This is a genomic window from Streptomyces sp. CRN 30, from assembly GCF_034105845.1.
Map to the genome: position 1 here is coordinate 97161 of NZ_JAVRHI010000506.1, position 18493 is coordinate 115653.

The 18493-nt window shown below is 71.6% G+C and carries 16 protein-coding genes; 9 read left to right on the top strand and 7 right to left on the bottom strand.

Annotated features, from left to right (window positions below; genetic code table 11):
* Nucleotides 1-5 precede the first annotated feature (5 nt).
* The 9 genes from UW392_RS57855 (at nucleotide 6) to UW392_RS57895 (ending at nucleotide 10930) form a co-directional block, all read left to right on the top strand.
* Entirely contained in the window at nucleotides 6-713 is a 708-nt protein-coding gene (locus UW392_RS57855) for a response regulator transcription factor (protein ID WP_320783533.1), read from the top strand.
* Nucleotides 714-846: 133 nt separating this feature from the next.
* The gene (locus UW392_RS57860; protein WP_320783534.1) at nucleotides 847-1710 is read left to right on the top strand and encodes an ABC transporter ATP-binding protein; all 864 of its coding nucleotides are present in this window, start codon (nucleotides 847-849) and stop codon (nucleotides 1708-1710) included.
* Nucleotides 1707-4235 (top strand): ABC transporter permease, encoded by a 2529-nt coding sequence (locus tag UW392_RS57865; RefSeq protein WP_320783535.1) that lies wholly within the window; start codon nucleotides 1707-1709, stop codon nucleotides 4233-4235. Before UW392_RS57860 ends, UW392_RS57865 begins: the two co-directional genes overlap by 4 nt.
* Nucleotides 4236-4359: 124 nt before the next feature.
* On the top strand, nucleotides 4360-5757 hold the full coding sequence (locus UW392_RS57870; protein ID WP_320783536.1) for an MFS transporter: 1398 nt from the start codon (nucleotides 4360-4362) through the stop codon (nucleotides 5755-5757).
* The gene (locus tag UW392_RS57875; protein ID WP_320783537.1) at nucleotides 5754-6974 is read left to right on the top strand and encodes an FAD-dependent monooxygenase; all 1221 of its coding nucleotides are present in this window, start codon (nucleotides 5754-5756) and stop codon (nucleotides 6972-6974) included. Before UW392_RS57870 ends, UW392_RS57875 begins: the two co-directional genes overlap by 4 nt.
* A gap of 611 nt (nucleotides 6975-7585) precedes the next feature.
* A complete protein-coding gene (locus UW392_RS57880) occupies nucleotides 7586-8074 on the top strand; it encodes a hypothetical protein (protein WP_320783538.1) in 489 nt (162 codons plus the stop codon).
* Nucleotides 8075-8220: 146 nt separating this feature from the next.
* Entirely contained in the window at nucleotides 8221-9888 is a 1668-nt protein-coding gene (locus UW392_RS57885; protein ID WP_320783539.1) for a transposase family protein, read from the top strand.
* Nucleotides 9885-10367, top strand: a complete 483-nt coding sequence (locus UW392_RS57890; protein ID WP_320783540.1) for an NUDIX domain-containing protein — start codon at nucleotides 9885-9887, stop codon at nucleotides 10365-10367. The genes UW392_RS57885 and UW392_RS57890 overlap by 4 nt, the downstream gene beginning before the upstream one ends.
* A 344-nt stretch (nucleotides 10368-10711) precedes the next feature.
* On the top strand, nucleotides 10712-10930 hold the full coding sequence (locus tag UW392_RS57895) for a hypothetical protein (protein ID WP_320783541.1): 219 nt from the start codon (nucleotides 10712-10714) through the stop codon (nucleotides 10928-10930).
* 108 nt (nucleotides 10931-11038) lie between these two features.
* On the opposite strand, the gene UW392_RS57900 is transcribed toward UW392_RS57895, so the two are convergent.
* The 7 genes from UW392_RS57900 to UW392_RS57930 form a co-directional block, all read right to left on the bottom strand.
* On the bottom strand, nucleotides 11039-11662 hold the full coding sequence (locus tag UW392_RS57900; RefSeq protein WP_320783542.1) for a hypothetical protein: 624 nt from the start codon (nucleotides 11660-11662) through the stop codon (nucleotides 11039-11041).
* Nucleotides 11663-11923: 261 nt separating this feature from the next.
* The gene (locus tag UW392_RS57905) at nucleotides 11924-12631 is read right to left on the bottom strand and encodes a WXG100 family type VII secretion target (protein ID WP_320783543.1); all 708 of its coding nucleotides are present in this window, start codon (nucleotides 12629-12631) and stop codon (nucleotides 11924-11926) included.
* Between the two features lie 169 nt (nucleotides 12632-12800).
* The gene (locus tag UW392_RS57910) at nucleotides 12801-14681 is read right to left on the bottom strand and encodes an SMI1/KNR4 family protein (RefSeq protein ID WP_320783544.1); all 1881 of its coding nucleotides are present in this window, start codon (nucleotides 14679-14681) and stop codon (nucleotides 12801-12803) included.
* A 132-nt stretch (nucleotides 14682-14813) separates the two neighbouring features.
* Entirely contained in the window at nucleotides 14814-15827 is a 1014-nt protein-coding gene (locus tag UW392_RS57915) for a pyridoxal-phosphate dependent enzyme (protein ID WP_320783545.1), read from the bottom strand.
* A gap of 71 nt (nucleotides 15828-15898) precedes the next feature.
* Entirely contained in the window at nucleotides 15899-16843 is a 945-nt protein-coding gene (locus UW392_RS57920) for a GHMP kinase (protein ID WP_320783546.1), read from the bottom strand.
* The gene (locus UW392_RS57925; RefSeq protein ID WP_320783547.1) at nucleotides 16840-17649 is read right to left on the bottom strand and encodes a Rossmann-like domain-containing protein; all 810 of its coding nucleotides are present in this window, start codon (nucleotides 17647-17649) and stop codon (nucleotides 16840-16842) included. Before UW392_RS57925 ends, UW392_RS57920 begins: the two co-directional genes overlap by 4 nt.
* Nucleotides 17646-18422 carry a methyltransferase gene (locus tag UW392_RS57930; RefSeq protein WP_320783548.1) on the bottom strand — a complete coding sequence of 259 codons (777 nt, stop codon included), beginning with the start codon at nucleotides 18420-18422 and terminating at the stop codon, nucleotides 17646-17648. Before UW392_RS57930 ends, UW392_RS57925 begins: the two co-directional genes overlap by 4 nt.
* Nucleotides 18423-18493: the final 71 nt, after the last annotated feature.

Sequence of the window (18493 nt, forward strand, 5' to 3'; positions counted from 1 at the left end):
TTCACGTGACTACGCGCGTCATCATCGTCGACGACCAGGCCATGGTGCGGGCCGGCTTCGCCGCCCTGCTGGCCGCCCAGAGCGACATCGACGTGGTGGGCGAGGCCCCCGACGGCGCGCAGGGCGTCGAGCTGAGCCGGCGTACCCACCCGGACGTCGTGCTGATGGACGTGCGGATGCCCGAGATGGACGGGCTGGAGGCCACACGCCGCATTCTGGAGCCGGCACCCGGTGGTGGGGGCACCTCCCACGCCCTTCAGGCAGTGGGGGAACACCGGCCGCGCGTCCTGATGCTCACCACCTTCGACGTCGACGACTACGTCTACGAGGCGCTCCGGGCGGGCGCGAGCGGCTTCCTGCTCAAGGATGCGCCGCCGGCCGACCTCATCGCGGCGGTCCGCGTCGTGGCCTCGGGCGACGCGCTGCTCGCCCCTTCCGTGACGCGCCGCCTCATCGCGGACTTCGCCAAGCAGCGTCCCGCCGTCCGGGGCAAGCCCGCGCTGCGGCTCAAGGGCCTGACGGAACGCGAGACCGAGGTCCTCACGCTGGTGGCCCGCGGACAGTCGAACGGGGAGATCGCGCAGACGCTGGTGCTGGCTGAGCAGACGGTGAAGACGCACGTCAGCCGCGTCCTGACCAAGCTCGACCTGCGCGACCGCGCCCAAGCGGTGGTCTTCGCCTACGAGTCGGGGCTGGTCGCTCCGGGTGAGTAGGACCGCCCCGCCCCTCCTCCACCCCCTACCGCGGTAGCACCCCCACATTGGCTCCCCGGTATGACGCCCGGCGCCCAGCCGTCCCCGCACTCTTCACCCGTCACAGAAAGTGCACATGAGAGGGAGACGGGACATGAGGCTACGCAGGAGCAAGCGGCAGAAGGCGGACGACCGGCCGGAGGCGGACGACCGGCCGGAGGCGGACAACCGGCCCGAGGTTCCGGCCGCCACGCCCGGTCTCGCCGTCGAACTGCGCGACGTCCGGCGGCAGTACGGCCGCGGGGCGGGCACGGTGCACGCCCTCGCGGGCATCGACCTCGCCCTGCCGCGCGGCACGTTCACCGCGGTCATGGGCCCGTCCGGGTCCGGCAAGTCCACCTTCCTGCAGTGCGCCGCCGGGCTCGACCGGCCGACGACGGGATCCGTGCGCCTCGGCGGCACGGAGATCACCGGCATGAGCGAGAACGAACTCACCGAGCTGCGCCGCGGCCGACTCGGCTTCGTCTTCCAGGCGTTCAACCTGCTGCCGTCGCTGACCGTGGAGCAGAACGTGCTGCTGCCCATGCGTCTGGCCGGGCAGCGCCAGGACCGGCGCCAGGCGCTGGCGGTACTCGCCCGGGTCGGACTCGCCGACAAGGCGAAGCGCCGGCCCGGGGAGCTCTCCGGCGGTCAGCAGCAACGCGTGGCCGTCGCCCGCGCCCTGGTCACCGGCCCCGACGTGATCTTCGCGGACGAACCCACCGGCGCCCTCGACACCGGCACCGCCGCCGAGGTTCTCGGCCTGCTGCGCGACGCGGTGGACGCTCTGGGTGCCACCGTCGTCATGGTCACCCACGACCCGGCCGCGGCCGCCTGGGCCGACCGTGTGCTGTTCCTCGCCGACGGCGCCTTCGCCGACCACCTGGAGCGCGGTTCGGCGGAGCGGATCGCGGCACGGATGGCCGTGCTCACCTCGCGCGCCTCCCGCTCCGGTGCGATGGCGGGGGTGGCGGCATGAGGCGCCCCAACGGACTCGCCCGTGAGGCCGTCCGCTTCAGACCCGCGTCGTTCGCGGGAACCTTCCTCGCGCTGCTGATGTCCGCACTGATCGTCTCGGCCTGCGGAATCCTGCTCGAGACCGGCCTGCGCGCCTCCGTGCCGCCGGAACGGTACGCGAACGCGCCGGTCGTCGCGGCGGCGGACCAGAACGAGTACGTCGTCACCGGCAGCGGCGAGGACCGCGAGAAGGAGGCGACGCCCCTGCCGGACACGGCACGGATGGATGCCGCGCTGGCGGCGAAGGCCGCCGGGGCGCCGGGTGCGGCCACCGCCGTCGCGGACTTCACCTTCCCGGTGCGCGCGACGGACGCCGGCGCCCGTGCGCTGACTGTTCCGGGCGGTGTGCTCACCGCGCACGGATGGGGCTCGCACACCTTCACCGGCACCTCGCTGGCCAGCGGCTCCGCACCCCGCGAGGGAGAAGTCGTCCTCGACGCGGGAACGGCCCGCGCCGCGCACGCCGCGGTCGGCGACACCGTCGTACTGGAGACCGCCGCCGGCCGGCAGGACTTCCGCGTCGCCGGCGTCGCCGAGGCCGGCCCCGCGGAGACCGCCCGCGACTCCGGCGACGCGGCCCTGACCTGGTTCGCCGACACCCAGGCCCCCGTGCTCGCCGGGCATCCCGGCAAGGCCGACGCCGTCGTCGTGCTGGCGGAGGACGGCACCGGCGCCGACACCCTCGCCGGCGCCGTGAAGCAGGCCCTGGCCGGCTCTGGCGTCCAGGTCCGCACCGGCGACGACCGCGGTGCCGTCGAGGACCCGGGCCTCGGGTACGCCAAGGTGACTCTCTTCGGAATCGGCGGCTCCTTCGGCTCCATCGCCGCCATCGTCGCGGTCTTCACGGCCGCCGGGACCGTCGCGCTCTCGGTCCGTCAGCGGGCCCGCGAGTTCGCCCTGCTGCGCGCCGTCGGCGCCACCCCGCGGCAGGTCCGCCGCGCGGTCGCCTCCGAAGCACTGCTCGTCGCGCCGCTCGCCGGGATCATCGGCTGCCTGCCCGGCATCGGGCTCGCCCACTGGTGGTTCGGGCAGCTCCAGGACCGGGACGCCGTCCCGCGCGCCGTGGACCTGCACGTCTCCGGGCTTCCGCTGCTCGCGGCCGTCGTCATGGGGCTGCTCACCGCGCTCGGCGCAGGCTGGGCGGCCGGGCGCCGGCCCGCCAGGACCAAGCCCGGACAGGCGCTGTCTGACGCGTCGGTGGAGCGGCTGCGGACCGGTCCGGCCCGTACCCTCCTCGGCGTCGGCGCCCTCGTCGGCGGCGCGATCCTCACCGGCGTGTCCGCCCGCTCCGCCGGGGACGACGCGGCCGGCGCCGCCCTCGGCGTCGTCATGCTCTTCATGCTCGCCGTCGGGCTGCTCGGCCCGCTGGTGGCACGGCTGTGCGCCGGCCTGTTCAGCCTCCCGCTGCGCGGCGCGGGCCCGTCCGCCGAGCTCGCGGCCGCCAACTCCCGTGCCAACGCCCGCCGTCTCGCCTCCGCGATCACCCCGATCGTGCTCGCCGTGGCGTTCTCCTCGACCCTCGTGTTCATGCACACGAGCGAGACCCACGCCGCCGGCAAGCAGCTGCGCGCGGGCATCACCGCGGACCACGTGGTGACGGACCCGGCCGGGCTCCCCGTGGACGCGGCGGCACGCGCCGCCCGCGCGCCGGGCGTGAAGGCGGCCGTCGGGCTGCTGAACACGCAGGTGCTGGTGCCGACCGGCTCCGGCGAGTTCAAGTCGCTCCAGGGCGCGGCCGCCCAGGGCGTCACCGGCTCCGGCGCCGAACTGGCGAAGGTGCAGGACCTGGACGTACGCGACGGCAGCCTCGACCGGCTCGGCGAGGGGCGTATCGCCATCGACAAGACCCTGGCGGCCTCGGCGGACGCCGGTGTCGGCGACCGGCTCCCGCTCTACCTCCCCGACGGGACGGCAGTCAGCCCCGAGATCGTCGCGGTCTACGGCCGCGGCCTCGGCCTGGCCACGGTGACCATGGACCGGGCGTCCCTGGCCGGGCACGTCACCTCGGGCTTCGACAGCACGCTTCTGGTACGGGGCGGCTCGGCGGAGTCACTCACCGCCCTGGGCGAGGTCACCGACGCCTCCGGCCACGCCACCGAGCAGAACCGCGACGCGAAGCTGGGCGCCTGGATGAACAACACCATGGCCGCGGTCCTCGGTGGGTTCGCCGCCGTCGCCGCGGTGAACACCCTGGTGATGACGGTCCTGGACCGTCGCCGCGAGCTGGGCATGCTCCGCCTCGTCGGCGCCACCCGGCGTCAGGTGATGACGATGCTCCGCTGGGAGGGGCTGCTGGTCGCCGTGGTGGGCCTGGTCCTCGGCTCCGCGATCGCCGCGGCCACGCTGATCCCGATGATGAGCGGCGTGACCGGTGACATGCCGTACGTGCCCCCGCTGGTGTACGGATGCTTCGCGTTCGCCGCCGTCGGCCTGGCCCTGTCGGCGGTCACACTGCCGGCCCGGGTCGCGCTGCGCCGCTGGTCCTAGCCCGTCCGGGGCGGCGGCCGGCATCGCATCGGCCCCCGTACCCGGCTCTCACGCAGCGCCACATGCCGTGCCCCCCCCCGCTGCCCCTTTCTCAACTCACCCGGTAATGACGGAAAGGACACTCATGACCACGACCCTGGCTCCCCCGGTCCCCATCGGGAAGGCCGCTGTCGGAGCCCTCGGTCTGCTGGCGCTGTCCACCGGCGCTCTGGAGTCGGTGGTGTCACCGACGATCCCGCTCCTGGAACGCGAACTGGACATGAGCCAGTCCGAAGGGGCGCTGCTCAGCATCGTGCTCCTCATCACCGGGGCACTCATCACGCCGTTGGCAGGCAAGTTCGGCGACCGCTACGGCGGGAAACGGGTCCTGATCCGGCTGATGGCGGTCGTCGCGGTCGGCGGCACGGTGTCCGCCCTGGCCACGAACCTGCCCGTGCTGCTGCTCGGGCAGGTGCTGCAAGGGGCGATGGTGGGCGCGCTTCCCCTGTCGTTCATCGTCGTGCGCAAGAACCTGCCCCCGGGAGAGTCGAAGGTCGCCATCGGGGTGGTCAGCGGACTCTTCGTCGGGGGAGGCATGGTCGGCATGCTGTCGGCCGGGCCGGTGGCGGAAGAGCTCTCCCGGCACTGGATGTTCGCACTGCCCACGATCGCGGTCATCGGGGCCACCCTGCTCGTGAACAGGCTCATGCCGTCCGACCGGCCGGGCGGGTCGGACGACGCCGGCATCGACTGGCCCGGCCTGCTGCTCCTGAGCGGGATGCTGGTCACGCTCATGCTCGTCCTCGCCCTGGCGCCCGAAGCGGCCTCGCGACCACTCGTACTCGGCGCCCTCGTCGTGTTACTGGCCGTCTTCGTCACCGGCTGGGTGTCCGTCGAACGGCGTGCGGCCTCTCCGATGATCGATCTGCACATGCTGGCACGGCCCGCGATCTGGAAGGCGTGTGCGCTGACATTCGTGATCTGCCTCGGCACCTCGATGGCGGTCTATCTCGTTCCGCAACTGCTCGACGAGCGCGGCGACGGGTACGGATTCAGCGCCGGCGCCACCGAGATCGGCTTCTTCCTGCTGCCCGGCGCCGTCGCCGCGACGCTGGCCGGGCCGCTGGGCGGTATCGGGGACCGGCGTTTCGGCTCGCGCGCCGTGGTCGACACCGGGGTCGTCATGATGGCCGTCTCCCTGGTCGTCCTGGCGGCCGTGCACACCGAAGTCTGGCACGTCGTCGTCGGCAAGGCGCTGATCGCGCTGGCCAACGGCCTGTGCGTCACGGCGATGATGACCAGCACCGCCACGGCCGTCGATGCCGAGGACACCGGCATCGCCACCAGCCTGATCCTGGTGAGCCGCGTACTCGGCTATGCCGTGGGCGGGCAGCTCGGTGGTGCGCTCCTCACCGCCGCGACCCCTTCCGGGTCGGAGGTCGCGGCCGAATCGGCCTACGTCACCGGTTTCGTCATAGCCGGCGTCGTCACGTCGCTGGCCCTGTTCGTCACTCGCACCATGCCCAAAGGAGTCAAGGAATGACCCTCACCGATCAGCTGACGGATGTCCGCAGCACGCCCAGGCGCAAGGTCCTGATATCCGGGGCCAGCATCGCGGGGCCCGCCCTCGCGTTTTGGCTGAACCGCTGCGGATACGCGGTCACGGTCGTGGAGAAGGCGCCCACCCTGCGCGGGGGTGGCTATCCCGTCGACGTGCGCGGCACCGCACTGGAAGTCGTCCGGAGGATGGGGATCCTGCCGCGGCTGCGGGACGCGCACATCGACCTGCGGCGGCTGACCTTCCTCGACGCGGACGGCAGCGAGGTGACCTCCCTGCACCCGCATGCCGTCACCGGCGGCGTCGCGGGACGGGACCTGGAGGTACGGCGCGGGGATCTGACGGAAGCGCTGTACACGGCGGTCCGTGACGACGTGGAGTTCCTGTTCAACGACTCCATCGACACCCTCGACCAGAGCGACCACGGGGTCGACGTCACCTTCCGCGGGGGCGGCAGCCGTACGTTCGACATGGTGTTCGGCGCGGACGGCATGCACTCGCGCACCCGGGAGATGCTGTTCGGCCCCGAGAAGCAGTTCCACCACTACCTCGGCTACTGCTTCGCTGTGTTCACCATGCGCAACACCCTCGGGCTCTCCCACGAGACCGTGATGTGGAACGCCCCGGGCAGGGCCGCGGCACTCTACGCCGTGGGGGACGACGACGAGGCGCACGCCTTCCTGAACTTCGCCCGGCCGGAGCCGCCCATGGACGCGTTCCGGAACCCGCGGGCCCAACGCGACCTGGTCACCGAGGTCTTCGCCGACGCGGGATGGGAGGTCCCGGGCATGCTGGCCGCCCTGCGCGAGGCGGATGACCTGTTCTTCGACGGGGTCAGCCAGATCCGCATGCCCCGCTGGTCCAGCGGCAGGGTCGCGCTGGTCGGCGACGCCGCGTACGCGCCCTCGTTCCTCACCGGACAGGGCACCAGCCTCGCGCTCGTCGGCGCGTACATGCTCGCCGGCTGCCTCGCGGACCGGGGTCACGGTGCGGGCTTCGCCGCCTACGAACGCCACACCCGGCAGTTCGTGACCGCGAACCAGTCGCTGGTCAGCCAGGGTGGCGCCACCCTCTTCCCCACCACCGCCCAGGCCCTGGAGCAGCGCAACGAACGACTGCGCGGCCTCAGCGCCATGCCCCCGGCGAAGGGAGAACCGGCTCATTCGGCGCTCACCCTGCTCGACTCCCCGCGCCCGGCGTGACCGCCGAGCCGGGTCGGGCCCTGCTGGCTGATGGAACTCCATCCGGAACGAGTCGAGCCGTTCCGACACCGGCCCGTGTCATGTCGTCAGCGCGGGTCGACGCGCGGCCGTAGCGGGCGATCGTCTTGTCCGGCTGTTTCTCGTCGGCAGCCTCGACGAGCTCGCGCCAAGTTGATCTTGCAGCAGAACGGTCGTTCTTCGGCACCTCTCATGGGGCGCCGCCGGTGTCCTGACTACCTGGCCGGACCGCGCGGCAACAGGCTGAAGCGCGCCCTGCGCCGTGGTCGGGGCTGTGCCCGGACGTGGTCGCCTCATGGTCGGCCGACCACGCTATAGGCCCCACCGTGGCGGTCCGTCCCAGCCTGGAGCTGCCATCCGGGCGGGGGCGGGTGTCGTACGCCCCAGGTGACGCCCTCAAGCAGCGGCGGCGACCGGGTGGACACCGCGCTGCTGCACACCGGCCCGGCCGGTCCCGGGGAAGGCCTCCACCATGACGACGTCGACCCTGCCCGAACCGATACTCACCACGGCCCTGGACAGCCCTGACCTTCCCGCCAGGAACACGGCCGAGTGCAAGTGGGAGTCCGGCCGACTCGCCTTCGCCCGGCAGCATGACCGGCTCAGGCGGCGCGGCCGCCACGGTGAGCGCGACGATCGAGCGACGGATGCGACTGACCGAGCGGGCCGCGCTGCTGCGCAAGGAACTGGCGGAGATCGACGCTGAGCTGGGCCGGCTGGAGGCGGCCGAGGTGGTGTTCGGTCAGTGGTCCGAGGCGACGGACGGAGGACGGCGGTCGTCGGGCACCGTGGAGCCGGAGCCGGAGCCGGAGCGCGCCGCGGCTGGGCCGGGTGCGGGCGGGATGCGGTTGGTACCGGACCGTGTCGAGGGGATGGGGCTGGGGGGACCTGCCCTCGGAGTACCAGCGGATCATGGAGATCGTGGCCGGAGCGGACGGCCCGTGATGGCGAAAGACGTCACGATGGCACTGGGCCGGGAACGCACACCGGGCAAGGTCGAGCCGGTCCGCGGCCGGCTGCGCAGACTCGCCGACCGGGACTGGCTGAAGCGAACCGGATCGGGGCGCTATCTGCCGCGCTGACCGACGGGGCGGCGGACCGGCCGGTTCCCGCCGCAACGCGAGAGCCCCCGACGGGGGTTGGTTCGCGTGCGAAGACTCACCGCGGGCGGCGCAAGCAACTCGGCACCCGCTGGTGCAAAGTCACCCCGGGAACCCAGGCGATCGTCGTGCTCGCCGTGCTCCGTCACGACCAGCGGCTTCGCGACATGGCCGGTGGCAACGAGGTCTCATCCTCCTCCACCGTGCGCCGCTGGGTCCTGGAGGTTGTGGACCTGCTCGCTGCCCGCGCCCCGCGTCTGGACCGCGCCCCGAAAAAGATCGCCCGCCGGGGCGGTGCGGTGGTCCTGCTGGACGGCACTCTCGTGCGCACCCACCGCCGCACCGGGCCGGACAACCGCAAGAACTACAACGGGAAACACAAGGCCCATGGTCTGCTCGTCCTCGCGCTGACCGACGAGAAGGGAAACCTGATCTGGACCTCCTCCGCCCGCCCCGGCCGGGCTAGCGAGATCACCGCCGCCCGCCACGACCACATCACCAGGCATCTGCGTGAGGCCGGTCTCGGCGCCCTGGCCGACCTCGGCTTCGTCGGACTCGACGACCCCGACGATGCTCCGGTCATCATCACCGGCCGCAAGGCGACCCGCTCCCACCGCCTCACCAACGCTGAAAAGGAGGCAAACCAGCTGGTCAGCCACGAACGCGCCGCCGTCGAGCACGGCTTCGCGAACCTGAAGACCTGGCGCATTCTGACCAAGGTCCGCATGAACGTCCAGCACGCCACCACGCTGCTACGAGCCCTGCTCGTTCTGGCGAACCACGAAGTCCAGCGGTGGCAGACGATCACCCGACGGCGATCACTCTGCTGCCAGCACGAGGACTGCATCACGGACTCACACCAGTACCTCGACCTGCGAGTTCACGATGAAACGCTCTCATTGCTCCTCACCCGCCTGCCGACTGCCACCGACGGACGGGCCCTCGACGTCGGGTGCGGCACCGGCGAGCTCGCCGCCCACCTGTCCTCGTCCGGCTGTGCCGTGGACGCCGTCGACTGGTCCGAGACCGCCCTCGCCGACGCCCGCGCCCGCCATGGTGACGCCGCTCGCTGGCTCCGTCTCGACATCGAGGAAGACTACGGAGGCTCACTGCACCCAGGCGGCTACGACCTGATCACCCTGCGGTTCGTCGCCCCCTTCCTCAGGTCCCTCGACCGCACCCTGGACGCGCTGGGCCGTCGGCCGCGCCCTGGTGGCGCCCTCGTGCTCATCACGCCGCTAGCCTCCGCCATCCCCGACGAACGGCGCGGTGTCACCCTCGCTGAGGACGAGCTCGCACGCCTGCGAAACCGATGGGCGGGTTCGGAGCGGCACGACGCCAAAGGACTGGTCCTCCTCGTCCTGCGACGGCCGAGCCAGGACGAGACCCCACCGCACGTCGCAGCCCGGCGCACGCCGTCGAGCGCGCACCACTTCCACCTCACGGGTCGCCACTACGGGCAGCTGGAAGCGGGACGCAAGACGATCGAGGCACGCGTCGCCACCTCGGAGAGGCCGGCCGTCGAGGCCGGGGACACCGTCGTCTTCCACGACCGGAGCAGTGACCGCGAACTGGACATCATCGTGAAGCGGACCACCTGGTACGCCTCCTTCGAGGACCTGCTCGGCGCGGAGGATCCCGCCCGTATCGACCCGGACCGACCACCCGACGGACTGCTCGTCGAGCTCCGCGGCGATCTCTGCGGTATCCACCCGCCGGCCGAGGAGGCGCTCGGCGCCGTCGCCATCGAGTTCGACCACCGCCCCCCGCACGGCCCGGCCGCTCCATGCCGATGACGCCCTCGCAGTACGCGCGGACCGTTCCCCATCACACGGTGTACGGCTGCCTGTACGTCCGTGACGAGCGCGACCGGCCTGTACAGCTGCGCTCGGTCTACGGACACCGGTCCTGGCAGTTCCCGGGCGGCAACCTGGAACCGCCAGGAGAAGACCCGCTTCGCACCGCCCGGCGCGAAGCGCTGGGAGAGACCGGCCTCGAACTTGGCCTGGACACGCCGAGGCTGCTCCTGACGCACTTCGTGCACGCAGGGGCCGGGGCGCCCCTCAACAAGATGGGTCTCGTCTTCGACGGCGGTCGGCTCGACGCGGACCAGCTCGGCCGGATCCGCCTCGATCCCGCCGAGCACGACATGTGGGCCGTCCACGCTCTCGCCGACTGGCGGCCGCTGATGGCCCCGCGGGCCTTCGCCCATCTCGAGGCCGTCGAACAGGCCAGGCGCGGTGAGGCCCCCGCCTACCTCATCACCCACACATGATCCGCGTCGCGCCGTCCACCGAGGAGACACCGTGTCCGTCGAGGGCACCAACACCCAGGCCTGGACCGTCTACGGCCGGCGCCAGCTGACCTGTGCCTGCGTGCCGCCCGTTGCCGACCGAATGTCCTGGACGCCCGGGGAGGGGGTCGGCCCGGGTGCCGAGATCCTCGGCGGCATCACCGGCCGACGTGTCCTCGACATCGGATCCGGGGCCGGCCACCACGCCGTACATCTCGCACGGGCCCACGGCGCCCGCCTGACCGGAATCGGGCTCTTCCCCACCCAGCACGAACGCGCCGCCTCCGCCCACGCCGGCGTTCAGGGCGTCGCGTTCAAGGACGGGGATGTGGCCGACCGAGTACCTGGCCGAGGCCGAGACGTTCGACGCCACGTACGCCATCGGCACCCTGGCGTTCATCGACCCGCACCGCGCGCTCCTTGCGCTGCGCGACGATTCCCCCCTGCCGACCCGGATATGGGTTCTGGCACCGCAGCTGTGGGAGTACCTGCTCACCGAGTACGGCGAGGACACCGGCACACCCTCGACGGCTACCCAGCAGTGAAGCCGGAGAGCGTCGAAAGGGCCCTCGAACGCCGCGGTCAGGAGGCAGGGCCGGGAGTATCCGATGTGCCTGCCGCCCGCCCGCGCACTGAGCGGAGCCGTCGGCGTCTCAGCATACGGGCAGGGCGTCGACCAGGGTCCTCCACCCGGGTCCCTGTGTTCGTACGTCGTACCAGGACCCGTCCCGGAAGTGCCACCGCAGTGTGGCCCGCTGCTCGGTGTGGGTGTCCCAGGCAGCGAACTCCACGCCGGTCAGCTCGTCGCGGGAGACCGACCAGGCGACTTCCGCCGCGTGTGCGCCGACGTGGAGCAGACAGATCCGCCGCTGACCGACAGCGAGGACGCGATCCCCGTGGACGTACATGGCGATCCCGAGGCCCCCGGCGGCACTGTCCCATCCCCCCGCGAACCTCTTGTTGCGCCGGCGCTTCTCCTTGCCCCGGCAGAGCCACATGAGCCCTTTGACAGGGGCCAGGAGCAGCCGGCCGAGGAAGTCCAGCGGGGCGGTCAGCCAGGCGATGAACTGAGCCGACGACACCAGTGCCCGCTGTCCGGCGGACAGGTGGGGACGACGCCCGGCAGCGGAGGGTACGCGGGAGCGCCGGGGCCTCGGCGGCTTGGGAGCCTGGGCGTGGCGCACCACGGGCTGGAGGTGGGCAGCGGGCTCCCCCTGAAGCGCTGTCGTCACCAGTTCCAGTTCCTGGTGCGCGGAGTTCGTCCTGGCCGCTGTCATGCAGGCCCTCCCGTGTTCCGTGTTCCGTGTTCCGTCACCAGCGACGCGGGTCATCCGAAGTCCTCCCGCACTTTGCGCAGAGTAGTCGTCTTGGCGCCGTGGCCATACGCTGATCGAAGCTCTGCGACTGCGGGCGCTGGTCGTAGGCTGTCGGTTTCTCGGGTGCCACGCCGGGGGCTCCGCTGGGCCCGTACTCGGTGTACGCCTGCTGGATCGGCTCGCCCACATCCTGGCCGACGATCGGAGTGACGATTCCCTTCTTCACCCCGCGTTCGGCCGCCTGGTAAGCCACGTACTGTGCCAGGTCGGCCTGGTTGCCGGCCTCGATGCCGTCGACCTTGCCGCGGGTTTCGGGCCAGGCCCATACGGTAGGCGTCCTCGGCCTTCTTCTTGCCCGCGCCCGGCTTCTTCAACTCGGTCGCGAGCTTTTCGGCCCGGCTCGATAGCCCTGAGGCTCAGCGCCTTCTGGGCGACGCCTGCCGCCATGATCAGCGGTCCGATCGCCGCCGCGGCGCCAGCTGTCAGCAGGGAGAGGATCGCCGTCGTCGCCGCCACTGTCACTACCGTCTCGATGATCTCGACGATGAGGTCGATCATGAGCTGCTCGGCGGTGGCACAGGCCTCCGCGGCCGTTTCGAGGAGCGTGGCGATGGTGTCCATGTCCTCGGCCTCGCCGTCCAAGGCCTTCTCAAACGCCAGCGACTTCGCCCGGAACGCGTCGGCGGCCTCACCGCTCCACTGCGTGAGGAGCGTCGTCCGCTCGGCTTGCAGATCCTGTACGACACCTTGCAGATCCCGGGCCGCCTGACGGTACTCGGCGGCCGTCTCCATGAGCTTCTCGTTGTCGCCGCTGACCTTTTCCAGATCGTCCTCGAGACCGAACTGCTTGATGATCCCGCGGACGATCTGGTCCATGGTGTCAGAGAACGGCCCGCTGAAGCTGATGCCGAGGCGGCTGAAGACATCCATGGTCACGCGCCCCCGAAGCCAGCGGTGATGCTCTGCTCATTGCCGTCGTAGCGGTCCGCGGTCGACCGTGTGGCATCGACGATCTGCTAGAGGGCATCGGCCGCGTCCGCCAGGTCCTTGATCCCGTCCTGCTGCCTGGCGTCGTCGCTCTGTACGTCGAAGCCTTGACTCATGGGGTCCCTCGTGACCAACGGTGTGGTCGAGTCCAGGAGCGGGTGGTGAACGTGTGCAGTCGCCCGTTCGTGATCGCATGGCGCGGCACATGGACACCGAACTCACCGGCCACCGCTGCCAACAGCGGCCGTTCCGCGTCGGCCGCGTTCTCCAGGGCGACGCCGAAGAAGCGGCTCGGATCCAGCGCCTGCGGTATGTCCCCGTGGCGCTGGATCTCTCCGTCCGCGTAGCTGAAGGCGTACTGCTCGGCGCCGTCCCGTGCCACCGAGACGTGGAAGAACGGCTCCCCGTGCCATGCTCTGAGGCCACTCCACACCACTACCGCGCGGGTACCCGCACTGGCCGCGGAGGCGGGGGAGACGAACCGCTGACGGCTGAACGCTGCGGGCTCGCCGTCGAAGGCGAAGCTCCAGCCGGTACCGGCCCGGCCGACCGCCATGAGAGCCCTGTCGTCGTAGGACGAGGACTCTCTCCGGTTGTGCGACAACCTGTGTCTGGCGTCCCAGTGGGTCATGGGTTCGTTCAGTGCCGTGTCCTCCCCGTCCGCCAGACGGGGAGACAGCTCCTGCGGCTCCACCCCCTCCACCAGGACGAGCCGGTAGGACGTGCGGTTGTTGCCCGGATCGGGCTCCGCGAGCCACGCCAGGCCACCGGGGTCGAGGCCGGCCGTCGGAGTCGGTGCCTCGCCCGCCTGCCCGCCCCTCGGCGTGGACAGCAGCTCGCGTCCGCGCTCGGAAGTCAGCAGCGGCCCGAGCAAAGGATCGGCCACCCATCCCAGCGGGGCCAGAAGATCCGGTCCCAGCGGTTCCCACAGCGGCAGGGCATCCACCAGCGTCCGCCACGCCCCATCGGTGTCCCCCCACCGAGCCAGCTCCCGCGCCCGCTCGACCGCCTCCCCGAACGGCCCGGCCGCCGCGTACCGGTACGTGCCGCCGCGCACCCGCTCCAGCGTCGCGTAGGCCAGTGACACCAGGTCTTCGTCGGCGCCCCGCAGATGACCCGTCAGCGTGGAGTCGTCCCGGTACGAGTGCGCCGCGTGCTCCGCGACCAGCGGCGGCAGCAGCTCGGCCGCGTACCGCGGGTTCGTCACCAGGCCGTCGAAGTACACCGTGTAGGTCTGTCCGAGCAGACGCCGTATCTGGTCGCCCAGCCCCGCGGCCCGTGGCCGGCCGTACGCCTTGGCCTCGTCCAGCACCTTTTCGGCCTGTTCCCAGCCGCCGCGCAGTGCCTCCAGCCGGGCCTCCTCCACCGCGGCGTCCAGCATCCGCGTCGTGTCGTTGACGAACTCCGGCTCCCCGTCGCCCGGGTGCGCCCGCAGACTGTGGAACTCGCGGTGCATGTCCCGCATGAACGCGGCGAAGTCCGCGTGCCGCGCGGGTGGCGCGGCCCGCCAGCCGGCCCATGTGTACACGGGCCACTCGCCGTCCTCGTCCACATCCTCGGGGTCCATCAGGACGTACATGGCGTCCGACTCGACGTCAAGCTGCAACCCCCGCCGCCAGAGATCCGCCTCCCGCCGTTCCTCCGGCCCCGCGTCCTCGTCCAGGTACACCTCGAAGACGTCCGCGAGTCCCGACTCGTCGTTGTGCCAGCGTGCGTGAGCGCTTCCCGCCAGCAGCGACACGAATCCCCCGGCGTGCTGCCACCCGTCGCTGATTTCAAGGAACTCCCGGTACGAGGGAGGCATCCGCCGGCCCAGACGCTTCTCCATGGCCGTGATCCGCTCCTCGGACGCGGCCGGGAAACCCAGCCACCGCGCCCGCCGGGCGGCGTTGTCGTCCTCGCTCGCTGCCATGTCGTTCGGCGGGCGATCCGCCCATTCGCCGCTCCACTTGAGCAGAAAGGACCGCCAGTCGAATGGTGAGTTCTTCGCCATGCTCCGATGCTGTCACCCACCACTGACAGAGCCCCGCTGTTCGCTGCGCGGCGGCTCGCTCACGTCACCCGGGATGCCGTGAGCGAGCCCGTTGTCGTACCGCTGGCTCAGCGTAGGGCGCGCGCTCGCGGTCTACCTGAGGACCGCCGCCTCAGGCGCCGGCGACCCGTTCCAGCTCATTCGTGACCATGGAAGGGCCAGTTCGTCCGTGTCGCTCACCGGGAGGGGTTTCAGATCCTCGATGCGGACCGCTTCACGGTGTCTGGCGAAGACGGTGTCGGTGTAGCGGTGGCCGGTGTCCGCGGCGATGAAGAGGGCGGTGCGGTCGGGGGCTTCGCGGTGTTCCCAGTGGGCGACGAGGTGGGCGGCGCCGGTGGAGAGGCCGGCGAAGACGGCGTGCCGGCGCAGGAGGTCGACGCTTCCGGCGAGGGCGGCGTCGAAGGCGAGCCAGTGCACGGCGTCGTAGAGCTCATGGCGGACGTTGCCGAAGGGGATGGAACTGCCGATGCCGGCGATGATGATCTCGGGGTCGGCGACGTGTTCGCTGCCGAAGGTGACGCTGCCGTAGGGCTGGACGCCGACGAGTCGCACGTCGACGGAGCGTTTGCGCAGATAGTGGGCGAGGGCGCCGGTGGAGGCCCCCGAGCCCACGCCGCCGACGAGCGTCAAGGGACCCCCGCCCGTCTCCGTGAAGACGCGTTCGGCGACGGCCTCGTAGCCTAGGTAGTGGACGTCGTCGTGGTACTGGCGCATCCAGTGGTAGTCGGGGTGGTCGCGCAGGATCTCCCGGACGCGGGCGACGCGGCGGCTCTGGTCCAGTTTGAGGTCGGTGCTGGGCGGCATCTGCTCCAGGTGGGCGCCGAGTACGTCGAGCTGGACGCGCAGGGTGTGGTCCACGGTGGTGGAGCCGACGATGTGACAGCGCATGCCGTACCGGTGGCAGGCGAGGGCGAGGGCATAGGCGTAGATGCCGCTGGAGCTGTCGATGAGGGTGTCACCGCGCCGGACGGTTCCGGTGTCGAGCAGGTGGCGTACGGCGGCCAGGGCGGAGACGACCTTCATCGTCTCGAACCGCAGGCAGACGACGCCGTCGTCGAGACGTATCAGGTCCGGGCGGCCGACGGCTTCCGAGATGTGTGCGTCCACGGGAACTCCTCGCTGATGTCGCTGGGCTCGCTGATGTCGCTGGTGACGCTGGTGACGCTGGTGGGAGACGCTCAGGTGGTGAAGGTCCGGGTCGGCGCGCAGCCTTCGCGTGACAGGGCGCGGGTGCAGCGGCGCAGCCTGTCGCGCAGGCCGGGGGTACGGGGGTCGAAGAGGATGCCGGCGACGTTGCCGCTGTGGGCGACCTGCACGCCTACGGCTCCCGTGCGGTCGGCGATGCCGGTGAGGGTGGGGAACTCCTTGTGCCGCAGGACGCGTTGGCGCAGACGGGCGCTGGCGGTGCTGACCCGGCCGAGCAGCGCGGTGTCGGCGTCGGCCACCGCACGGCAGAGCATGCGGCGCAGGTGTGCGTAGGCGGCGAGGTCGTCGTCGTGGTGGGGGGTCGGGAGGTCGGGGAGGGAGAGGGTGTCGACGGGGGCGCCGCCGGCGAGCAGGCAGCCGACCACCACGGCCGGCGGCAGCGCGGAGCCCAGGACTTCCAGGACACGGCCCTCCCGTTGCGCGAAGAGCAGCGGTCCCGAGCCGTGCATGAGCGGGTCACTGGCGCCCTCCGCGCGCACCGCGATCCGCGCGATGGTCTCCGGTGGCAGACGCAGGCCCCAGGAGTCGGCGACCGCCCGCACGGTGGCGATGACGTCGCTGGTGGAGGAGCCCATGCCGAGGCCGACGGGAAGGTCCCCGGTGAGGGTCAGCTCCCCGCCGCAGGGGTCCGTGTCACGGAGTGCGGCACACTCCCGGACGGCCAGGACGGCCGCCGCCCGTGCCTTGGTCCGGCCGTCGGGCACCACCGTCACCTCGTCCGGCGGGCTGCCGGGCCGGCGCGCGAACCGGGCGGTGCTGCCCGGTCCGTTCATCGGCAGCGTGACCAGCGCGTGCACGGAGCGGCGCCGTTCGTCGAGGAAGACGCCCTGGAGGATCTCGCCGTGATGGCAGGCGGCGTGCCCGGTGCCCACCGTCGCGCGGGCGGCGGCCTGGGGAAGGCGGGTGGCGGCCGTCATGCGCCGGCCGCGGCCCGGTAGCGGTACAGGGTGGTGGGTTCGGCGCTGAACTGGGAGAAGGGAAACGGTTCCGCGGACAGCGCGGTCACACCCGTACCGAGGAACGCGCGCACCACGGCGCTGCCGGTCTGGGCGTACACCACCAGCGGCACGCCGCGCTCGCGGCAGCGGGCCAGGACGGTGTCGAAGCTGCCGTTGCCGAGGGTCATACCGGTGGCGACGACGGCGTCGGCGGTGTCGAGGACCTCGTGCATGTCGTCGGTCACCGGGTCGCCCCACTGGGTGGTGCGCAGGTTGAAGTCACAGAGCAGCGGGTCACCGCCGCGCTCGCGGATGGCCGCGACGAGCGGGTTGACCACGCCGATGAGGCCTACCCTCGTACCGGCCTCGATGTCCAGGAGCCCGGCGATGGCCGCGTCCCGGGCATGCGCGCGCGTTTCGGGGGTTCCGGCGGGCAGGGTGACCGGTTCCGCCCCGGTGGCCTCCCGGTGCGGGCGGGCCGCGCCGAGGTAGGCGTCCAGCGCGGCGACTCGCAGCGGGCGGGGCCCCTCGCTCAGCAGCGTGTCGAGCGCGGCACCGGAGCCGTCGCGGCATACGGACGCGTCGACCTCGCCCGCCTCGAAGGCGCAGGCACCGAAGGAGTCACCCAGCCGGACAAGGACGTACTGGTTGAGGTAGGTGGTGTTCCCGCCGGCCAGCCGCGTGCCGTGGTGCACCCAGAAGACGCTGGTGGCCACGAGGCCGGTGGGGCGGGGGCCGTGATCGCCCGCCAGGACGCCGGCCAGGAGTTCCTCGGTGTTCTTCATCGTCGGCCTCCGGTGCGGGGCGTGTCGTGGGTGATGCGGAAGAGGAAGGTCAGCACGCCGTCCTGCCAGTCGTGGAGATGGTCGACCCGCGGGCTGAGCCCGTGGTCCAGGGCGTGTTGTACGAGGGCCCGCAGATCTGCGGTGTTGGAGGCGATGACGTAGATCCGGCCGCCGGGGGCCAGCAGGTCCTTCTCCGCGATCTGGGCGAAGAATCTCGCCAGCAGCGGCGCGCCCACGCACACGTTGCGGACAATGTCCGGGTCGTCGCTGACGGTCTGGCTGACGGCGGGCGGGTTGAAGGTGACGACGTCCAGCTGTACGTCGTCGGGGAGAGCGTCGAAGACGTCGCTCACGGCGGGGTGGAACGCGGTGTCCGGGCTCTCGTCGACCAGGCGCCGGTAGTGACCGGTGGCAGCGGCCACGCTCTGCGGGTGGACGTCGAGCGCGTGGATCTCCCGGGCGCCCCTCAGACCGGCCACCACCGCCTCGACGCCAAGGCCGACCCCCATGGCCGCGTACCGCAGGCCGCGGGTCTCGATACGGCCGTCGAGCAGCCGCTCGTGGATCAAACGGCTGGTCCAGCCGGGGATGAAGACGCCGGGCGGGACGTCGAAGTCCCAGCCGTTCCACTCGTAGGAGCGGGTGGTGTGCAGGTCGGCCTTGGGCTGGTTGAGGGCGATGATCCGTTCGGCGGACAGGGGCGGGGGCAGTTGCTCAAGCAGCGCCTCGCCGATCGCGTTCCGGTACATGTCCGTGTGCATGTCCGTGTCCATGGTTCCTTCCTTGTCACACGTGTCCTGCGACTGGGTGGCGGGCAAGGTGAAGTGCGGCCTGCCGGGCGGCC

Bases quoted from the DNA above. Each gene is read 5' to 3' on its own strand.
- UW392_RS57860 (WP_320783534.1), top strand. From the start codon at position 847: ATGAGGCTACGCAGGAGCAAGCGGCAGAAGGCGGACGACCGGCCGGAG.
- UW392_RS57865 (WP_320783535.1), top strand. From the start codon at position 1,707: ATGAGGCGCCCCAACGGACTCGCCCGTGAGGCCGTCCGCTTCAGACCC.
- UW392_RS57870 (WP_320783536.1), top strand. From the start codon at position 4,360: ATGACCACGACCCTGGCTCCCCCGGTCCCCATCGGGAAGGCCGCTGTC.
- UW392_RS57875 (WP_320783537.1), top strand. From the start codon at position 5,754: ATGACCCTCACCGATCAGCTGACGGATGTCCGCAGCACGCCCAGGCGC.
- UW392_RS57880 (WP_320783538.1), top strand. From the start codon at position 7,586: ATGACCGGCTCAGGCGGCGCGGCCGCCACGGTGAGCGCGACGATCGAG.
- UW392_RS57890 (WP_320783540.1), top strand. From the start codon at position 9,885: ATGACGCCCTCGCAGTACGCGCGGACCGTTCCCCATCACACGGTGTAC.
- UW392_RS57895 (WP_320783541.1), top strand. From the start codon at position 10,712: ATGTGGCCGACCGAGTACCTGGCCGAGGCCGAGACGTTCGACGCCACG.
- UW392_RS57900 (WP_320783542.1), bottom strand. From the start codon at position 11,662: ATGACAGCGGCCAGGACGAACTCCGCGCACCAGGAACTGGAACTGGTG.
- UW392_RS57905 (WP_320783543.1), bottom strand. From the start codon at position 12,631: ATGGATGTCTTCAGCCGCCTCGGCATCAGCTTCAGCGGGCCGTTCTCT.
- UW392_RS57910 (WP_320783544.1), bottom strand. From the start codon at position 14,681: ATGGCGAAGAACTCACCATTCGACTGGCGGTCCTTTCTGCTCAAGTGG.
- UW392_RS57920 (WP_320783546.1), bottom strand. From the start codon at position 16,843: ATGACGGCCGCCACCCGCCTTCCCCAGGCCGCCGCCCGCGCGACGGTG.
- UW392_RS57925 (WP_320783547.1), bottom strand. From the start codon at position 17,649: ATGAAGAACACCGAGGAACTCCTGGCCGGCGTCCTGGCGGGCGATCAC.
- UW392_RS57930 (WP_320783548.1), bottom strand. From the start codon at position 18,422: ATGGACACGGACATGCACACGGACATGTACCGGAACGCGATCGGCGAG.